At 46.1% G+C, this 2,005-nt stretch carries 3 protein-coding genes; all 3 read left to right on the forward strand.

The window, feature by feature from the left end; all coding sequences use genetic code 11:
- A partial coding sequence (locus tag QBK88_RS30650) for a hypothetical protein (protein WP_277965041.1) occupies positions 1-378 on the forward strand: 378 nt, incomplete at its 5' end.
- A 489-nt stretch (positions 379-867) separates the two neighbouring features.
- Complete coding sequence (locus tag QBK88_RS31045; RefSeq protein WP_445765030.1) at positions 868-1,137, forward strand: DUF7660 family protein; 270 nt, start codon at positions 868-870, stop codon at positions 1,135-1,137.
- Between the two features lie 400 nt (positions 1,138-1,537).
- Positions 1,538-1,768 (forward strand): hypothetical protein, encoded by a 231-nt coding sequence (locus QBK88_RS30655; protein ID WP_268148197.1) that lies wholly within the window; start codon positions 1,538-1,540, stop codon positions 1,766-1,768.
- Positions 1,769-2,005: the final 237 nt, after the last annotated feature.

Consider the following 2,005-nt stretch of genomic DNA (forward strand, 5'->3'; position numbering starts at 1 on the left):
GCGAGAGCGGTTGGAGCGGATGTTGTTAGTGGAGGTGCAAAAGGGATTCAGAAGGTTCCTGGTTTTGGAGAGGTAGATGACTTCTTTGCAGCACAGTCGTCTAACCTCAACAAAAAACTGGGAACAAAAATTGGTGAGGGTCGGCTGCCCTATGAAACAAGCAGGGCCGGTGTAGAGCTGGCTAAAGCGACGGTTAAAGAAACCTTAGAGAACGTTACGTCTGTGAGTCCATTGATCCCCAGCTCAACTGTGCGAGGAAATTATGACCTCATTCATGTGTACAGCGTCAAAACTAATAGCACCGTAAGTCTGCGAGTATTGCCAGATGGGAAGTACGAGTTTGATACGCTGATTCCAGAGAAGTCGTCTAAATTTTAATATGGAGGCGAAAAGCTGTGCTGATCAATGAGGTATTGCATGATGTCAGATTTCGCTCATTCTTTATGACTGGAAATTTGGTTTGTGAGTTTTTGGTATTGTTTTTTAATGTTTCTAACTCTGGGTGGGTGTCATTAACAATTAGCGAGGGCGTGTCAAGGTTTTTGAAGTTGGATTCGGATCCGGAATTGCTGGAGTTGTCTGAGATAAATGACGATTTTGCGTACCCGATTAAGTCGTTAAGTGGGTTGGATAAGTATCTAGGGTTGAAAATTTTGTCGGTATATGAGTACAGGATTAGTGATGTCGAAGAAGGTTGTATTGGAGTGTATTTGAATTTTGGAAGCTGCGGGCTTAGTGTGATTGAGTCTGGTGAGTGTCTATCAGTTGTAGATGATATGATTAGATTTTCTGATAGTAAGATTTTACTTCTTGAAGTGAGAGTTTAGTTGGTGCAAAAGAAATAGGAGCCGCAGGCCAAAAGCTACCATCCGCTTTGGAGAGTTTAGAGAGGAGATGATACTTAATTCCGATGATTGGGAAAACGCGGGCTTAAAGAGGTTTTTAGCTGCAATGGAAGCCTGGATTAGGTCAATGGATAGGTATGTAATAAACTCTGGCGATATTGATGTTGCTAGTCGTGGTTGGAGTACTTTTGCAAAGATATTGTGTGCGTCGAAAATTTATGAGTGGTTATTCTGCATAGGCTTCACTCAGCACCAGTCTCGGTTCTTCGTTCGCCGCTCGAGTGGGTGGTGAGGCGAGAGCGGTTGGAGCGGATGTTGTTAGTGGAGATGCAAACGCTACTGCTACAACGGGAGAAGTTGTAGCTAAGCCACACAAATGCCCAAGCTGCATTGAGAGCGAAACTATCAGGACTACAAAAAACTCAAGAGACAGCAACGGTCACTAGAACACTGCCTGATGGCCGTATTCATTACTACACACAAGAGGTTCCTGCAAGGACAAAAGGACCTACTCGAGGTGCTTCTTTCGCCACGGAGTTTGATCCTAGAACGGGCAGTACGAGGCAATGGATGGAAAGCTATGACCATGCAGGAGAAGTAATCCGTGTCCACCCGAAAAGTATTAATGGGCAGCCGGTTGATGCTCAGCACTATCCTCCGACCGGAGCGGAGTTAAAGAGTTGGGGGCAGCAATGAGCATGGAAGATATAGTGGCTGACAGACTTAGAAGAGCAGTTGCTGATGGATTTGATATTTTTAAAATATCAAAAGAGGCACTTGATATTTACCAAGATCCAAACCTCTCTCTTACAAAAGCTTTAGACAGTGCGTTGTTGTCACTAATGGCAATGGTCGAAGGGCCAGAGTTTGAGATGACAGAAAAAGAATTTTATGATTTTTTATCTGATATTCGCCAGGCGTAGTTTTTCAATATGCTCAGCTTGAAAAAGCGAGATAGGCACTATCTCTAACGACGCGGACCTGAATGCAGATCAATGGCAGGCGTTGGAGCGTTACGCCACTGGTGGGGTGGATACCAGCACCGTAGACTTGGATGTGCTGTTGGCGGTCGTGCCCGGGGCCACCGCGGCGAAGGGCGGGGTGCGGGCTGTTTTGCAGGCGCTCGCGTAGGCTCGGGCGGCTGGGGCGTCTGCGAAGAA

This window comes from Pseudomonas sp. RIT-To-2, assembly GCF_029623465.1.
GTDB lineage: Bacteria > Pseudomonadota > Gammaproteobacteria > Pseudomonadales > Pseudomonadaceae > Aquipseudomonas > Aquipseudomonas silvicola.